The sequence below is a fragment of the Arthrobacter gengyunqii genome (assembly GCF_023022985.1).
Classification (GTDB): Bacteria; Actinomycetota; Actinomycetes; order Actinomycetales; family Micrococcaceae; genus Arthrobacter_B; species Arthrobacter_B gengyunqii.
In genome coordinates, this window is record NZ_CP095461.1 from 1,376,548 (window position 1) to 1,391,601 (window position 15,054).

Annotated in this window: 13 protein-coding genes; 9 read left to right on the top strand and 4 right to left on the bottom strand. The window is 64.7% G+C overall.

Annotated features, from left to right (window positions below; all coding sequences use genetic code 11):
- The first annotated feature begins 79 nt into the window (after positions 1-79).
- Positions 80-1,756, top strand: coding sequence for a flavin-containing monooxygenase (locus MUG94_RS06245; protein WP_227908954.1), 1,677 nt, complete (start codon positions 80-82; stop codon positions 1,754-1,756).
- A 53-nt stretch (positions 1,757-1,809) separates the two neighbouring features.
- Positions 1,810-2,796, top strand: a complete 987-nt coding sequence (locus MUG94_RS06250) for an alpha/beta hydrolase (RefSeq protein ID WP_227889319.1) — start codon at positions 1,810-1,812, stop codon at positions 2,794-2,796.
- 60 nt (positions 2,797-2,856) lie between these two features.
- Here the strand turns inward: MUG94_RS06250 and MUG94_RS06255 are convergent, their stop codons facing one another.
- The 4 genes from MUG94_RS06255 to MUG94_RS06270 all read right to left on the bottom strand — a co-directional run bounded on the left by MUG94_RS06255 (position 2,857) and on the right by MUG94_RS06270 (position 7,455).
- Positions 2,857-3,540: a response regulator gene (locus MUG94_RS06255; protein ID WP_227889320.1), complete on the bottom strand. Its 684-nt coding sequence runs from the start codon at positions 3,538-3,540 to the stop codon at positions 2,857-2,859.
- Positions 3,533-4,879 (bottom strand): sensor histidine kinase, encoded by a 1,347-nt coding sequence (locus MUG94_RS06260; protein WP_227908953.1) that lies wholly within the window; start codon positions 4,877-4,879, stop codon positions 3,533-3,535. The genes MUG94_RS06255 and MUG94_RS06260 overlap by 8 nt, the downstream gene beginning before the upstream one ends.
- A gap of 99 nt (positions 4,880-4,978) precedes the next feature.
- The gene (locus MUG94_RS06265; protein WP_227889322.1) at positions 4,979-5,728 is read right to left on the bottom strand and encodes a response regulator; all 750 of its coding nucleotides are present in this window, start codon (positions 5,726-5,728) and stop codon (positions 4,979-4,981) included.
- Positions 5,725-7,455, bottom strand: a complete 1,731-nt coding sequence (locus MUG94_RS06270; RefSeq protein WP_247098841.1) for a sensor histidine kinase — start codon at positions 7,453-7,455, stop codon at positions 5,725-5,727. Before MUG94_RS06270 ends, MUG94_RS06265 begins: the two co-directional genes overlap by 4 nt.
- Before the next feature lie 195 nt (positions 7,456-7,650).
- On the opposite strand from MUG94_RS06270, the gene MUG94_RS06275 reads away from it, so the two are divergent.
- The 7 genes from MUG94_RS06275 to cmk all read left to right on the top strand — a co-directional run bounded on the left by MUG94_RS06275 (position 7,651) and on the right by cmk (position 14,888).
- Positions 7,651-9,024 (top strand): cation:dicarboxylate symporter family transporter, encoded by a 1,374-nt coding sequence (locus MUG94_RS06275; protein WP_227908951.1) that lies wholly within the window; start codon positions 7,651-7,653, stop codon positions 9,022-9,024.
- 382 nt (positions 9,025-9,406) lie between these two features.
- Positions 9,407-10,306, top strand: coding sequence for a ParA family protein (locus MUG94_RS06280; protein WP_227889325.1), 900 nt, complete (start codon positions 9,407-9,409; stop codon positions 10,304-10,306).
- 5 nt (positions 10,307-10,311) lie between these two features.
- Positions 10,312-11,205, top strand: coding sequence for a segregation and condensation protein A (locus MUG94_RS06285; protein ID WP_227908950.1), 894 nt, complete (start codon positions 10,312-10,314; stop codon positions 11,203-11,205).
- Positions 11,177-11,806 carry an SMC-Scp complex subunit ScpB gene (gene scpB / locus MUG94_RS06290; protein WP_227889327.1) on the top strand — a complete coding sequence of 210 codons (630 nt, stop codon included), beginning with the start codon at positions 11,177-11,179 and terminating at the stop codon, positions 11,804-11,806. The genes MUG94_RS06285 and scpB overlap by 29 nt, the downstream gene beginning before the upstream one ends.
- Before the next feature lie 23 nt (positions 11,807-11,829).
- Entirely contained in the window at positions 11,830-13,077 is a 1,248-nt protein-coding gene (locus MUG94_RS06295; protein ID WP_227908949.1) for a pseudouridine synthase, read from the top strand.
- Positions 13,078-13,080: 3 nt separating this feature from the next.
- Entirely contained in the window at positions 13,081-14,190 is a 1,110-nt protein-coding gene (locus tag MUG94_RS06300; protein WP_227889329.1) for a prephenate dehydrogenase, read from the top strand.
- Positions 14,187-14,888 carry a (d)CMP kinase gene (gene cmk / locus MUG94_RS06305; RefSeq protein WP_227889330.1) on the top strand — a complete coding sequence of 234 codons (702 nt, stop codon included), beginning with the start codon at positions 14,187-14,189 and terminating at the stop codon, positions 14,886-14,888. Before MUG94_RS06300 ends, cmk begins: the two co-directional genes overlap by 4 nt.
- Positions 14,889-15,054: the final 166 nt, after the last annotated feature.

Below are 15,054 nucleotides of genomic sequence, written 5' to 3' on the forward strand. Positions count from 1 at the left end.
CCATAACTGTCCGGGTGCAGACTGAGGCGCACCAGAAGGCCTGGACCGGCAATGACGCCGGCAACGGACGGAGTTCTCGATGACAGTATCGAGCCAGCAAACAACTGATTATGACGCGCTGATCGTCGGCGCAGGTTTCGCCGGTATGTACATGCTCAAACGGCTACGCGATGATCTGGGGCTACGCGTGCGCGTGGTCGAAAGAGGGGAAGGGGTGGGCGGAACCTGGTATTGGAACCGCTACCCGGGAGCCCGCTGCGATGTTGAATCGCTCTTTTACTCCTACTCGTTTTCATCTGAACTGCAACAGGAATGGGAATGGACTGAGCGGTACCCCACGCAGCCGGAGATCCTGCGGTACGCAAACCACGTAGCCGACCGTTTCAACCTCCGCCCGGACATTGCTTTTTCCACGTCCGTGAACAGCGCCCGGTATGACGAGCGGCAGGACCGCTGGATCGTGGAAACCGACGACGGCGCCATCAGCACTGCGCAGTACCTCATCACAGCGGTTGGTTGCCTGTCCGCCTCACGCGTGCCGGATTTCGAGGGGATAGACACTTTTCAGGGGTCCACCTATCACACCGGGGAATGGCCTCATGAGGGAGTCGATTTCACAGGACGCCGAGTGGCGGTGATCGGAACGGGGTCCTCTGCCATCCAGTCCATCCCTGAGATCGCTGCCCAGGCTGCCCAACTTACGGTATTTCAGCGAACGCCGAATTTCTCGGTGCCGGCTGTCAACCGCAGGCTCGATCCCGCAGAGATTGAACAGACGAAAGCCGACTACGATCAACTTCGGCAGGAGGCACGGCTGTCTCCGTCCGGAGTCCTTTTCGCGCCTCCCATCGGCAGGGTCGGTGACCTGTCCACTGAGGTCCGGACAGGCGAGATGAAGCAGCGTTGGGAGAACGGTGGGGCAGGGTTCATGTCTGCGTTCCTCGACACCGGGGTTGACATTGAAGCTAATGAAGTGGTGGCCGAGTACGTCCGCGACCGGATCCGCGAAATCGTTGAACGCCCTGAAGTCGCCGAGCTCCTGATACCCCGGGACCATCCGATCGGTACCAAACGCATTTGCGTGGACACCGATTACTACGCCACTTACAACAGAGACAACGTCAAGCTTGTCAGCGTTAGAGAGACACCCATCGAGCGGATTACCGAGCAGGGTGTGGTGGTGGCGGGTAAAACCTACGAGGTGGACGATATTGTCTTTGCCACAGGCTTCGATGCGATGACCGGGGCGCTTACCGCAATCGATATCCATGGGGTTGACGGCATCATGCTGCGAGACAAATGGGCAGCAGGACCCCGCACCTATCTCGGGATCGCCACCGCAGGCTTCCCGAACCTGTTCATGATCACTGCACCCGGCAGCCCGTCGGTGTTGAGTAACATGATCGTCTCCATCGAGCAGCACGTGGACTGGATCACCGGGCACATCGCCTATGCGCTGCAGAACGGTGTTACCCGAACAGACGTGGATCCCACAGCTGAAGACGCCTGGGTAGACCACGTCAACACGGCCGCCCACCAGACGCTGTACCCCACGGCCGCGTCCTGGTACATGGGCGCTAACATTCCTGGCAAACCGCGAATCTTCATGCCCTATATCGGCGGTGTAGGGGCCTATCGGAACCTGTGCGACCAAATCGCAGAGGACGGCTACCGTGGCTTCCTCCTCGAAGCCGGGGCAGCACCGAAGACCGTCGGGCCGTCCGCGGACCGTAATACCGTGACAGCCGAGTCCTGATCTCGCTGCACCGCTAACCCGTCCCAGTGCATAACGAATGAAAGAAGGATGCCATGTCCCAGAATGTCAGTTCCCCCGCCAGCTCCCGGCACCTGATCGATCCTGAGATAGTTGCCATGCTCGACGTTTTCCCAACTCTTAACCTGTCGGCGCAGACGTTGCAGGGCGTGCGCGAGATGATGGGTGCCCCGGTTGAAGGCGCCCCCGACCCGGCTGAGCTCTTCCCGAATGTGGCTGTCACCGAGCACCTCGTTCCCGGAGCCGAGGGGGACCCCGAGGTGCGGGTCCTCTACTACGAACCGAAGGCGAAGGAGACGTCCTCGGCTGCTCTGGTGTGGATTCACGGCGGCGGTTACGTCATCGGGTCGGCCGACGCCGACGAGGCCCTCTGCCGCCGGATAGCGACCGAGACTGGTGCTGTGGTGGCGTCGGTGGATTACCGGCTTGCCCCGGAGACCACGTCGCCGGGCCTGGTGGAGGACTGCTACGCGGCGCTTCGTTGGGTGCACAGCAACGCTGCTGAGCTGGGGATAGACGCAGACCGTATCGCGGTGGGTGGGGCCAGCGCCGGCGGCGGGCTTGCAGCGTGTTTGGCGATCCTGGCCAGAGACCGGGGTGAATTTCCGATTGCATATCAGCTGCTGATCTACCCCATGCTTGATGACCGGACTTGCAGCACCCGGGATCCTCACCCATATGCGGGGGAGTTCCTTTGGACCCCGGCAGACAACCGGTTCGGATGGGCCTCGATCCTCGGGCACGAACCAGGGGGCGAGGGAGTGTCACCCTATACGGCGGCCGCACGCGTCGAGGACGTGTCAGGGCTGCCGGCAACGTTCATCAGCGTAGGCGCTCTGGACCTGTTCCTTGAAGAGGACATGGAGTATGCTAGCCGGCTGATTGCTGCCGGTGTGCCCGTCGAGCTGCACGTCTATCCGGGGGCCTACCATGCGTATGACATGAACCCGGAGGCTCAGGTTACCGGCGCCTACTTCCGGGATTTCATCGGCGGGCTCGCCCGGTCACTGGACCGGAAATAACCGCGGAGCGGTGGTCCGGTCCGAGACCGGGCCACCGCTCCAGTAACCGGCGCAGGGTAGTCAGCTGCCCAGCAGGCGGCGTTCATGGGCGAACGCGACCAGCTGAAGCCGGGTGCGGAGGGCCAGCTTGTCCAACACACTGCGCAGATGGGTTTTGACGGTGGCTTCGGAGACGAAGAGGCTCTCCGCTATTTCACTGTTGCTGAGGCCTTTGGCGGCCAGAAGAAACACGTCGCGCTCCCGGACGGAAAGGACGTTGAGGACGGACAGGTCCGGACCGGCGGCAGGACTGCTGCGGGCGGCGTGCTCGAAGAGCGTATGGATGGATCCTGGAGCGATAACGGAATAGCCCGAGTGGACGGTCCGGATGGCCGCCAACAGAAATTCCGGCTCGGCGCTTTTGAGCAGATACCCGCTGGCTCCGGCCTGCACGGCCTGGACTACTGCCTGATCCCTGTTGAACGTGGTGAGGGCAATGATCCGCGGCTTGTCACTGCCCGCGGCCACGGCATCCTGAACGATTCTCCGGGTGGCTTCCACCCCGTCCATGACCGGCATGCGGAGGTCCATCAGCACCACGTCAGGCCGCCGCTCGCTGACCAGCGCTACCGCCTTTTCCCCGTCACCGGCTTCTCCGACGAGCTCGAGGTCCTCCTGGCTCTCAACCAACATGCGGATTCCCGCCCGAAACAAGGGCTGGTCATCGACCAGGACCACGGTGATGCGTGTTCCGGCATCAGGCACGGTCGTCCGCTTCCTGTGCTGCGGCCAGCGCCGGTGGTGCTTCCGATGTTGCGGGATCGTCAAAGGCACCGCCGGCATCGGCACCGCCGCTCCCATCCGCGGTCCCCGGATCCCGGCCGTAGGGGATGAAGGCCGTAACCCGGAAGTGTTCCCCGTCCGGTCCTGCGGTGAGCCAGCCGCCGGCAAGGTGGGCGCGCTCACGCATCCCGGCCAGTCCCCGGCCGATGCGGGAGGTGGCCGCATCCGCACCCTCTGCAGGGCCGGCAGCGGTAACGGCCGATGCCACATGCAGGGTCAGGCCCGGACCGCTCCAATCAAAGTGAAGCCGCACATCCGTGCCGCGTCCGCCGTGCTTGAGGGCATTCGTCAGGCATTCCTGGACTATCCGAAAGGCAGCCATCTCCTGCCCGGCGGATAGTTCCACCGGGATTCCGGACTCACTGGACTGGATCTTCAAGCTGCCGCGCTGCATCCCGTCAATCAGCGCAGGGATGTCGCTCAGCCGCGGCTGGGGGGTCACCATTCCGTCGTCCCGCACGCCTTCGATCACCCGCTGGGCATCGACCAGGGCGCTGCGGGCGGACCGGGCGATGGTATCCAGCGCGTTGAGGATCGCCTTGGGCTGGTCCTTGCTCAGGTAGCGGGTGCCGTCGGCCTGGGCGGCGATGACGGCGAGGGAATGAGCCAGGACGTCGTGCAGATCGCGGGCTATGCGGATGCGCTCCTGCTCCACGATGAGCTCGATTTCGGTTTCCTTCAGGCTGTTCTGCACCTGCTCGCGGGACCGGAACAGGCTGCCCCGCTCCTGGTACAGGGCAAGGAGGAGCCCGACGGCGGAGCAGGCCGCGGAGATCAGCAGGAGCAGCGCAAACAGCTGCCAGCCGTTCTCCTGCAGCATCCACCGGTCGCCCGACGCCGCCGGACTGAACCATCCGACGCCGTTGCCGTACCTCCAGGAGAGCATCAGGAACGTCATGACGGCTGCCGCCGCCACATTGGTTCCCGCCGCGATGAAACGCACCCGCCGCGGGGAGGTCCAGAGGATGAAGCCCAGGGCGATGAATGAGCCCACATAGATGGCCCAGTGATTTGAAGCCATTGGCGGCACCACCCGAAGCAGCTGTCCTGCAAGGAGGACAACGGTGAATCCCAGGGACAGCAGCGGCTTCCAGGTGGCCGAGGCGATCGCAAGGGTCATCAGGGCCAGCGGCCACAGTCCCTCCCAGGAAAGCAGTGATCCTCCCATTCGCCCGGCTTCGCCCACACACCAGAGCGAGAAGAAGATGACAGCTGCCGCGGGGGCACCCCATTGCCGTGCGAATTTCAGAATCGGTTCCATGCCTGTCACCATATCCACCGCCGGCAACGCATTTATCCGAATTGGCGCTAATTCAAACTAAAAGCCAGATGATTCATTCTTTGGGCCAGTTTTGCCGCATTACCGCCGCCAGCTGTATTCCAATTCGGGCCGGCCGCGGGTTCCGTATCGGGGAGTCCGCAGTACTGCCCGCTGATCGTCCAGGTGCTCAAGGTAGCGGCGGACGGTAATGCGGGACATCGTCAGCGCGGCAGAGACTTCACTTGCGGACAGCGGAGCCGGAGCCGTCTTCAGCAGCTCCGAAACAGCTTTCAGCGTATCGGGGGAGAGGCCCTTGGGCAGGACCGCCGGCACATTCGGCCGCAGTGCGGCCAATGCGCGGTCCACCTCGGATTGGGTGGCAGAGACCCCCTGCCCGGCAAGGTTGCGGTGGAATTCCCGGTAGGAGGCGAGCTTGGCGCTGAACGCGGAGAAAGTGAAGGGCTTGATCAGATACTGAGCGATCCCCGCGGACATGGCACTGCGGACGACGGCGAGATCCCGCACGGCGGTAATCGCAATAACGTCGGCGGGCACCCCGGCGCCGCGGATCCGCCGCAGGACATCCAGCCCGTGGAGGTCCGGAAGATTCATGTCCAGCAGGATCAGGTCCACTGCCGGTTCCGGGGTGTCCCGGGTGTGTGCGGCCCGCCCGCCGTCGGCCCCGGAGCCGCTGCGTGAGGCGTTGAGGAAGGTGATCGCGTCCGTGCCTGTATGGACCACGCCCGCCAGTGCGAATCCGGGGCTGCGGCGCACGTACTCGGCGTGGGCTTCAGCGACAATGCCTTCGTCTTCCACCACGAGCACTGTGATGTTCTGGTCGGCATTCACTGGGGAACCCCGTGGAGAGCGCGGGGGTGGGCGGCCGGCAGGGGAACCAGAACGGTGAAGCGGGCACCGCGGCCGGGCTGCCCGCCCGGATCAAGATGGAGCGATCCGCCCAGTCGCAGCACTGCTTGGCGGACCAGGGGGAGTCCAATGCCCCGGCCGGTGCCCCCGGTGCCGGAGGGAAGCAGTTCCTTGGGATCCTTGGTGCTGAAGCCCTGGTGAAAGATCTGCTCGGTGGACACCTCCGGAATGCCAAGTCCGTTGTCCCGCACGCCAATCTCAAAAACGGGCCTGCCGCCGTCGTCCTCCACCACCGCAAACCACGCGGTCACCATCGGCTCCGAAACCTCGGCGACCGCGTCAAAGGCGTTGTCAATCAGGTTGCCCACAATGGTGACCAGCTCTCCCGGATCCAGGTCCAGGGCAGGGGCGCTCCCGGGGTGCGCGTCCTCGAGGTCGATCTGCAACCCTATTCCGCGCTCGCGGGCCTGGGCCGCCTTGCCGGTGAGCAGTGCGGCAAGCGCGGGTTCGCCCACGGAGGCGACGACGTCGTCAGCCAGGCGCTGGGACTGCTCCAGATCGCGGGTGGCGAACTCAAGTGCATCAGCGGGACGGTTCAGCTCAATCAGGGAAACCAACGTGTGCAGGCGGTTGGCGTGTTCGTGCGCCTGGGCCTGCAACGCTTCGGTGAGGGTGTGCATGGACTGCAGTTCTCCGGTCAGGGCTTCAATATCGGTGTGGTCGCGCAAAGTGGTCACGGTGCCGAAGCGTTTGGGTGCAGCGCTCCGTTTGCCTCCGCGGTTGCCGGGGAGAAGCCGGGCGACGCCGTCGCGCACCGGAGGGGCGACGGCGGGGGATTGGTTTACCACCAGGATGCGGTCCCGTGCGAAGTGGAACTCGTCCTCGGCCCTCCTGCCCCCGTGCAGCAGAGCGGCCAAGGAGTCCGGCAGCCCGAGAGACCGGGCATCCCGGGGCTGTCCGCTGCGGCCGGGTGCCAGGCCCAGCAGGGTTGCCGCCTGATCGTTGTACAGGACAAGCTCGCCGTCGTTATTCAGCAGCAGCAGGCCTTCGCGCAGGGAATGCAGGGCGGAGTCGTAGAACGTGAACATGCTCAGCAGTTCATCGGGCCGGCGGTCCCGGGTGGTGCGCCGCAGATAGATGCTGAGCACGTAGGAGGCGAGGGTTCCACAGGCCAATGCACCCAGCGCTGTAAGGAACACCGCCGGCAGGTCGGCGTTGCGGGCGATGGCTACGCGGTCCACGGTGATGCCGGCGGCGACGAGCGCAGTGACCTCACCATTCACACCGAAGACGGGGACGATGGCCCGGACCGAGGGGCCCAGCGTGCCGGCGTAGGTTTCAGTGAAGGACTGCCCGGCCAGCGCCTGGTCCACGGAGCCGATGTAGGCCTTGCCGATCTGATCATCGCTGCGGTGCGTGAAGCGCGTGCGGTCGGGAGCCATGATGGTCAGGAAATCGATCTGCGCGGCATCCATGACAGCCCGTGCGAACGGCTGCAGCCCAGCGCTCGGATCCGCAGCAGCCGCCGATTCGAGCACAAAAGGATCCGCGGCAACGGTTCCCGCCACGGAAAGCATCCGCTCGGCGGTCTCCTCGTAGCTGTTCCGTTCAGCCTGGTGGTAGAGCGCCAGCGAGAGTCCGAGGGACAGGCATACGAGAAAAGCCAGTTGCCCCATAAGCAGCCGACTGGCCAGACTCCATTTCCGCAATTCATTTCCTTTTTGCTCAAAGCAATTGAGAACAGTATGACCACAACCGTGACAGTCGTCACAGCTTCGGTTGACGATGTGTACGAAGGACTTATGTTCCCGGCGATTCCCGCACGGCTCCGCACCGCCGGAGAACCGCAGTCTCGGTGCCGCTCAGGGACACATCTGGAAACCAAGCCTAGGAGCAGCACACACATGGCATCTGCCACCATTGCCCGCGGCGCCGGCTCACCGAAGAGCCCGCGCAAAAAGGACAGAACACACTTTTTGTACATTGCCGTAATTCTGGCGGTGGTGCTCGGTGCCACCCTGGGGCTCGTCCAGCCCGAATTCGCCAAGGAATTGAAGCCGGTGGGCACCGCCTTCATCGGACTGATCAAAATGATGATCGCACCGGTCATCTTCTGCACAATTGTCCTCGGCATCGGCTCGATCGCCAAAGCAGCCACGGTCGGAAAGGTCGGCGGCCTGGCTCTTGGCTACTTCATCGTCATGTCCACCTTTGCGCTGGCCATCGGCCTGGTGGTTGGAAACCTGATCCACCCGGGCGAAGGTCTGAATATCGCCGCCGGCGCGGAGAACGCTCCGAAGGTGGCTGAAGACGCAGAAGGCATGGCGGGCTTCATCCTGAGCATCATCCCCACCACCCTGCTGTCCTCGCTCACCGGCGAGAGCATCCTGCAGACCCTCTTCGTGGCCCTGCTGGTCGGATTCGCCCTGCAGAAGATGGGTTCTACCGGAGCCCCGATCCTCACCCTTATCGGACAGATCCAGAAACTGGTCTTCCGCATCCTGGGCATGATCATGTGGCTGGCTCCCATCGGCGCCTTCGGCGCCATTGCCGCCGTCGTTGGCGAAACCGGCGTTGAAGCCATCAAGAGCATGGCGGTGCTGATGATCGCCTTCTACATCACCTGTGCCCTGTTCATCGCCGTCATCCTGGGCGGTGTGCTGAAGCTGTGCACCGGCGTAAACATCTTCAAGCTCATGCGCTACCTGGGCCGGGAGTACCTGCTCATCTTCTCCACCTCTTCCTCCGAGGTGGCCCTGCCCCGCCTGATCGCCAAGATGGAGCACCTGGGCATTTCCAAGCCGGTGGTCGGTGTGACCGTGCCGACCGGTTACTCGTTCAACCTGGACGGCACGGCCATCTACCTCACGATGTCCGCCCTGTTCGTGGCCTCCGCCATGAACATGCCGCTGGAACTGGGGGAGCAGATCTCCCTGCTGGTGTTCATGATCATCGCTTCCAAGGGTGCCGCCGGCGTCACCGGCGCAGGCCTGGCCACCCTGGCCGGCGGACTGCAGTCACACCGCCCGGACCTGGTGGAAGGTGTGGGTCTGATCGTCGGCATCGACCGGTTCATGTCCGAAGCCCGTGCGCTGACCAACTTCACCGGAAACGCTGTCGCCACGGTCCTGATCGGTACCTGGACCAAGGAAATCGACAAGGAGCAGGTCACCGCGGTGCTGAACCGTGAACGCCCGTTTGACGAGTCCACCATGGAGGACAACCACGAGGAACCGAAGGTTCCCGAACCCGAGCTGGAAACCCCGGGCGTCCGCTAAGGCGTCAGCCGGCTTTATCGCCAACTCCGCATCACGACACTGAAGGGCGCTTCCGCAACGGGAGTGCCCTTCGGCGTTCCTGCTGCGCCGTCTCCGGCTCTGAGCAGGAAGATAAAGGGCTTTCCCGAAATCTTGAGTGCAGATCATGGGTCCATTCAGGCTAATCGGGCGATTATGAGCCCAACATCGGAACGAAGGATCAACAGAGCGGGAATCTCGGAACCCTACAAGATGGGCGCGCGAAGCCAACGTTCTACCTCTAGTTGAGAGTCAAGGCTCGCGGTCGTTCCGCAGCGTGGATTCGCGGTATAGGCGTTGCACAGCTGTAATCTTGACAGGGACAGCCCGCAGGAAAGCTAGAGACGGAAGCGTGGATTATTACGTGAGCAGCGATCAGAGTTCAACAACTCTGCAGGACGCAACACAGGACGCAGCCGATTCCGTGATGGGACCAACGGGGCGCCCGCTGACGGAATTCCCCGAACCTCCGGTGCTCGCTTCCCACGGACCCGCACGGATCATCGCCATGGTGAACCAGAAGGGCGGCGTGGGCAAGACCACGTCCACCATCAACCTGGGCGCCGCGTTGGCTGAAGCCGGCCGAAAGGTGCTGCTGGTGGACTTTGACCCGCAGGGCGCACTTTCCGCAGGTCTGGGCACCAACCCGCATGAGCTGGACCTCACCGTCTACAACGTGCTGATGGACCGCAAGGTGGATATCCGCGAGGCCATCCACGAGACCGGCATCGAGAACATCGACCTGCTGCCCGCCAACATCGATCTCTCCGCGGCCGAAGTGCAGCTGGTTAACGAAGTTGCCCGCGAGCAGGTCCTGGAACGCGCGCTGCGCAAGGTGTCGGATGACTATGACGTCATCCTGATCGACTGCCAGCCCTCCCTCGGCCTGCTGACCGTCAACGCGCTGACCGCCGCCCATGGCGTGATCATCCCGCTGATCTGCGAGTTCTTCGCCCTGCGCGCCGTGGCGCTGCTTGTGGAGACCATCGAGAAGGTACAGGACCGGCTGAACCCCGGACTCCAGATCGACGGCGTGCTGGCCACCATGTACGACGCACGGACCCTGCATAGCCGCGAGGTCATCTCCCGCCTGGTGGAAGCCTTCGGCGACAAGGTCTTCGAGACCGTCATCAAGCGGACCATCAAGTTCGCTGACGCCACCGTCGCCGCCGAACCGATCACCACCTACGCGGGAACCCACCCCGGAGCCGATTCCTACCGCCGCCTCGCCAAGGAACTGATTTCCCGCGGCGGCGCCCCCTAACCGCTGTGGACGCCGGCATTGTGGATCCCGCGGCGGAGGAGCCAGGGGCCGCTGCGCCCGTCCGCGGCTTCCGGGTCCGGCTGGAAAACTTCACCGGACCTTTTGACGTCCTGCTGGGACTCATTTCCAAGCACGAACTGGACATCACCGAGGTGGCCCTCGCGGATGTCACCGACGATTTCATCGGCTACATCCGGGCGCTCGGCGACGCGGATCAGGCGTGGGCCCTGGACGAAGCCAGCGAATTCCTGGTGATCGCCGCCACCCTGCTGGACTTGAAGGCAGCCCGGCTGCTGCCGGCCGGGGACGTGGAGGACGCCGAAGACGTGGCCCTCCTCGAGGCACGCGACCTGCTCTTCGCCAGGCTCCTGCAATACCGCGCCTTCAAGCAAATTGCCGGCATCCTGGATGCCCGGCTGCGTGATGAAGCGGAGCGCTTTCCCCGCCAGGCCACCCTTGAACCGCAGTTTGCCGCCATGCTGCCGGACCTCATCTGGCGCACCGGTCCGCAGGATTTCGCGGCCCTGGCCGCCAAAGCCCTCACTCCCCGGGAAGCCAAGCCCACCACGGTGGGGCTGACCCATTTGCACGCTCCCCAAATCAGCGTGCGCGAACAGACGGACATCATTGCCCGCCGGCTCATGACCGCCGGAAAGCTGACCTTTGCGGCACTGGTGGACGACGCCGGCGGCTCCGTGGCGGTGGCCCGGTTCCTGGCGTTGCTGGAACTGTTTCGGGACGGCGCCGTGTCCTTCGACCAGCCGGACCCGCTGGGCGAATTGCTGATCACTTGGTCTGCCGCGCCGGGAGCGTGGCCGGCAACCGAGGGCAGGGGCCAGTCCATCACCGACACCGAATCTTTGGAGCAACATGCAGCAGAACCCGTTGGCGCAGCCTGAGCCCGGCGATGCCACCGACCTCCGGGCGGCGGTGGAAGCAGTCCTGATGGTTGTAGATGAGCCGGTCACCGCAGCCGAGCTGGCCGAGGTGTTGGAGGTGCCGGTGCCCGTGGTGCAGGACATCCTGACGGAACTGCAGCGGGAGTATGACGGCTATACTGGGGGAGGACCCGGTGGCACAGTACGTAGTTTTCCTTCAATGCGAGGTTTTGAACTGCGGGATGTGGCCGGCGGCTGGCGGATCTACTCCCGCGCCGAGTTTGCACCCGTGGTCTCGAAGTTCGTCCTGGGCGGCCAGAGTGCTCGTTTGACTCAGGCCGCGCTGGAAACCCTGGCAGTGATTGCCTACCGGCAACCTGTCTCCAGGGCGCGGGTATCTGCCATCCGGGGTGTCAACGTGGACTCCGTTGTGCGGACCCTGGTCCAGCGCGGGCTCATCGACGACGCCGGCATGGAACCCGAGACCGGCTCAATGATGTACCGGACCACGCCGTACTTCCTGGAACGGCTGGGACTGGGCGACCTCAACGAACTTCCGCGGCTTGCACCGCACCTGCCCGGGGTGGAAAACCTGGCTGAATTTGAAGACACTACTTACTAACCGCTACACCCGAAGGACTTTTTATGACACAGGCACCCCGATCCGGATCAGGCCGTAACAACCCGCGCAGCGGCGGAGCTGCCGGCGGCAAATCCTTCGGCAAGGGCTCCAAGCCTGCCGGTTCCCGCACCGGCGGCCGCGCCGCCGCCAAGCGCGACCCCGGCATGAGCGCCGGCGAATTCCGCGCCAACGGCTACCGCCCCCGTGAGGAGTCGGCCGAGAACCGTCCCGAGAAGTTCCGCTCAGCGGCTTCACGGGCCTTTGACGGCAAGGGCTCCGGCGCTTCAAAGGGCTCCGGCGAGTCCCGGTCCGCCGGCTCCGGCCAGTTCAAGCCCGAAGGCTACAAGGCCGGGGCATCAAAGTCAGCCAAGCCGTACGGCACCAAGGGCGGCGCCTCCCGCACCGGCGGCCCGCAGGCAGGCCAGCGCAAGAGCGGAGACCGTGCGTTCCGCAACGAGCGTTTCGGGCAGAATCTCGGTGTGGTCAAGCGCACCACCACCCGCCGCCCGGCCAAGCCCGTCATCTCCGATCACCACGATCCCGAGGGCATCCGCCTGCAGAAGGTCATGGCCCAGGCAGGCGTGGCTTCACGCCGTGTCTGTGAGGACATGATCCGTGAGGGCCGCGTGGAGGTCGACGGCGAAGTTGTCACCGAGGTTGGCGTCCGCGTTGATCCTCAGCAGGTTGCCATCCACGTGGACGGCATGCGCCTGCAGCTGGATGAGCACCTGAAGTACTACGTCTTCAACAAGCCCAGCGGCGTGGTCTGCACCATGGACGACCCCGAGGGCCGCCCGTGCATCAGCGACTTCCTCAAGAGCACCAACAAGCACGAACGCCTGTTCCACGTGGGCCGCCTGGACACCAACACCGAGGGCCTGCTGCTGCTGACGAACGACGGCGAACTCGCCAACCGCCTCACGCACCCGTCCTACGAAGTGCCCAAGACGTACCTGGTGCAGGTCCGCGGTCCCATGGCCCACGGCGTCGGCGCCCAGATGCGCGAAGGCCTGGATCTTGAGGACGGCTTCGCCCAGGTGGACTCCTTCAAGCTGGTTGACTCCACGCCGGGCCACCTCCTCGTTGAGGTAATCCTGCACTCGGGCCGCAACCGCATTGTCCGCCGCATGTTCGAGGCCGTCGGACACCCGGTGGAGCGCCTGGTCCGCACCCAGGTGGGTCCGATCCGCGTGGGCGACCAGCGCCAGGGCAGCATCCGCGTGCTCGGCCGCACGGAAGTTGGCCACCTGCTCGCCTCCGTAGGCCTCTAGGCAGTGGGCGCGGCGCAGGGGACAGCCACGCACCTGTCCGGTCCCGTCCTCGTGGTCGGAACCGGTTTGCTCGGCACCAGCATTGGGCTGGGGCTGAGCGGACAGGGCATCGACGTCGCGTTGTCCGACATCTCGCCGTCGACGGCGGCCGTGGCACGGGACATCGGTGCCGGCCGGCTGCTGGAGTCAGTGGATGAGGGTTTCGCCCCTGAACTGGTAGTCGTCGCCGCGCCGCCGGACGTCACCGCAGCGCTGGCTGCGCAGGCGCTGAAGGACTGGCCCGACGCCGTCGTCGTCGACATTGCCAGCGTCAAGGGTGCTGTACTGGCGGATCTGCGCGCCTCCGGCGCTGACCTGAGCCGCTACGTGGGCACCCATCCGATGGCTGGCCGCGAAAAGTCCGGGCCGGTTGCCGCGCTCGGGGAGCTGTTCACCTCCATGCCATGGGTCATCTGCGCGTCTGAGGAGAGTTCTCCGCAGGCGGTCAAGTGCGCCGAGGCCCTGGCCATCGATCTTGGTGCCGTGGTGTCGCGGATGAGCGCCGCGGACCATGACCAGTCTGTGGCCCTGATCTCGCACCTGCCGCAGGTCATGTCATCGCTGGTGGCCAGCCGGCTGCAGGACACGCCTGCCCAGGCCATGGCGCTGGCCGGCAACGGCCTGCGGGACGTAACCCGGATTGCCGCCAGCGATCCCAAGCTCTGGGTGCAGATCCTCTCCGGCAACGCTCCGCGTCTGGTGGAAATCCTCTACGGCGTCCGGGAAGACCTGAACCGGCTCATCAATACGCTGGAGGACCCGGTGGCCGACGGCGCCCGCCTGGACATGGCGCAGCTGATCTCGGAGGGCAACACCGGGCAGGCCCGGATTCCGGGCAAGCACGGTGCGCCGCCGCAGTCCTTTGTGTCCTTCACCGTCCTGGTGGATGACACACCGGGACAGATTGCCCGGCTGCTGACGGAGATCGGCGAGATTGGCGTGAACCTTGAAGATCTGCGGCTGGAGCATTCCTCCGGCCAGCAGGTGGGCCGGGCGGAAATTTCCGTCCTGCCCAGCCGGGTGCACGATTTGGTACATGAATTAAGCGCCCGCGGGTGGAAGGTAGTGCAGTGACTGTAGAACGTAATCCGGCCGAGTTTCGGCTGGGAAAGCCCCTGGTCGTGGCCATCGACGGCCCCTCCGGGTCAGGCAAATCCAGTATTAGCCGCGAAGCCGCCCGCAGGCTGCGTGCGGCGTACCTGGACACCGGTGCCATGTACCGGGCCGTGACCCTGTACTGCATGGAAGCCGGCATCGACCTCGATGACGCTGCGGCCGTGGAAGCGGCGGCACGTGCCGCCGACATTGAACTCAGCACCTCCCCGGACGCCGAGTTTGTCCGGGTCAGCGGCCGTGATGTCACAGACGCGATCCGCGAACCGATCGTCTCCTCCTCGGTCAGCGCCGTGGCCACCACCCTGGGCGCGCGCGCCGAGCTGGTCCGCCGCCAGCAGCAGCTGATCAAGGACTCGGGGCTGCGCATCGTCGCCGAAGGCCGGGACATTACCACCGTCGTCGCGCCCCGGGCTGAGGTGCGGATCCTGCTCACCGCCTCCGAGGAAGCCCGCCTGCGCCGGCGCGGCGTCCAGCTGGGCGGTACGCAAAGCGCCGCACAGCTCAAGGAGCAGGTCGTCACCCGCGACGCCAAGGACTCCACGGTGGTCAATTTCCAGCAGGCCGCCGACGGCGTGGTCACCATCGATTCCTCCGATCTGGACTTTGAAGAGACCGTCCAGGCGGTGCTGGACGTGGTGTACGCCAGCACCCACTAGGACCAAGACCACACAGCCGGCGACAGCGCAATGACAGTGCACCGGCAGGGCTCAAATGCCCTGCCGGTGCCGCGCATGTTTCAATGGACTGGTGGAACTGCGGTGTTATAACCCGCGGAACCCCACACACACTTACCGGGCTGAACGTCCGGAGACGGCCTGCTTG

What these genes read in the sequence shown, in the direction of transcription:
- MUG94_RS06250 (WP_227889319.1), top strand. Translation starts at nt 1,810, where the DNA reads ATGTCCCAGAATGTCAGTTCCCCCGCCAGCTCCCGGCACCTGATCGAT.
- MUG94_RS06275 (WP_227908951.1), top strand. Translation starts at nt 7,651, where the DNA reads ATGGCATCTGCCACCATTGCCCGCGGCGCCGGCTCACCGAAGAGCCCG.
- MUG94_RS06295 (WP_227908949.1), top strand. Translation starts at nt 11,830, where the DNA reads ATGACACAGGCACCCCGATCCGGATCAGGCCGTAACAACCCGCGCAGC.
- MUG94_RS06260 (WP_227908953.1), bottom strand. Translation starts at nt 4,879, where the DNA reads ATGGAACCGATTCTGAAATTCGCACGGCAATGGGGTGCCCCCGCGGCA.
- MUG94_RS06245 (WP_227908954.1), top strand. Translation starts at nt 80, where the DNA reads ATGACAGTATCGAGCCAGCAAACAACTGATTATGACGCGCTGATCGTC.
- scpB (WP_227889327.1), top strand. Translation starts at nt 11,177, where the DNA reads ATGCAGCAGAACCCGTTGGCGCAGCCTGAGCCCGGCGATGCCACCGAC.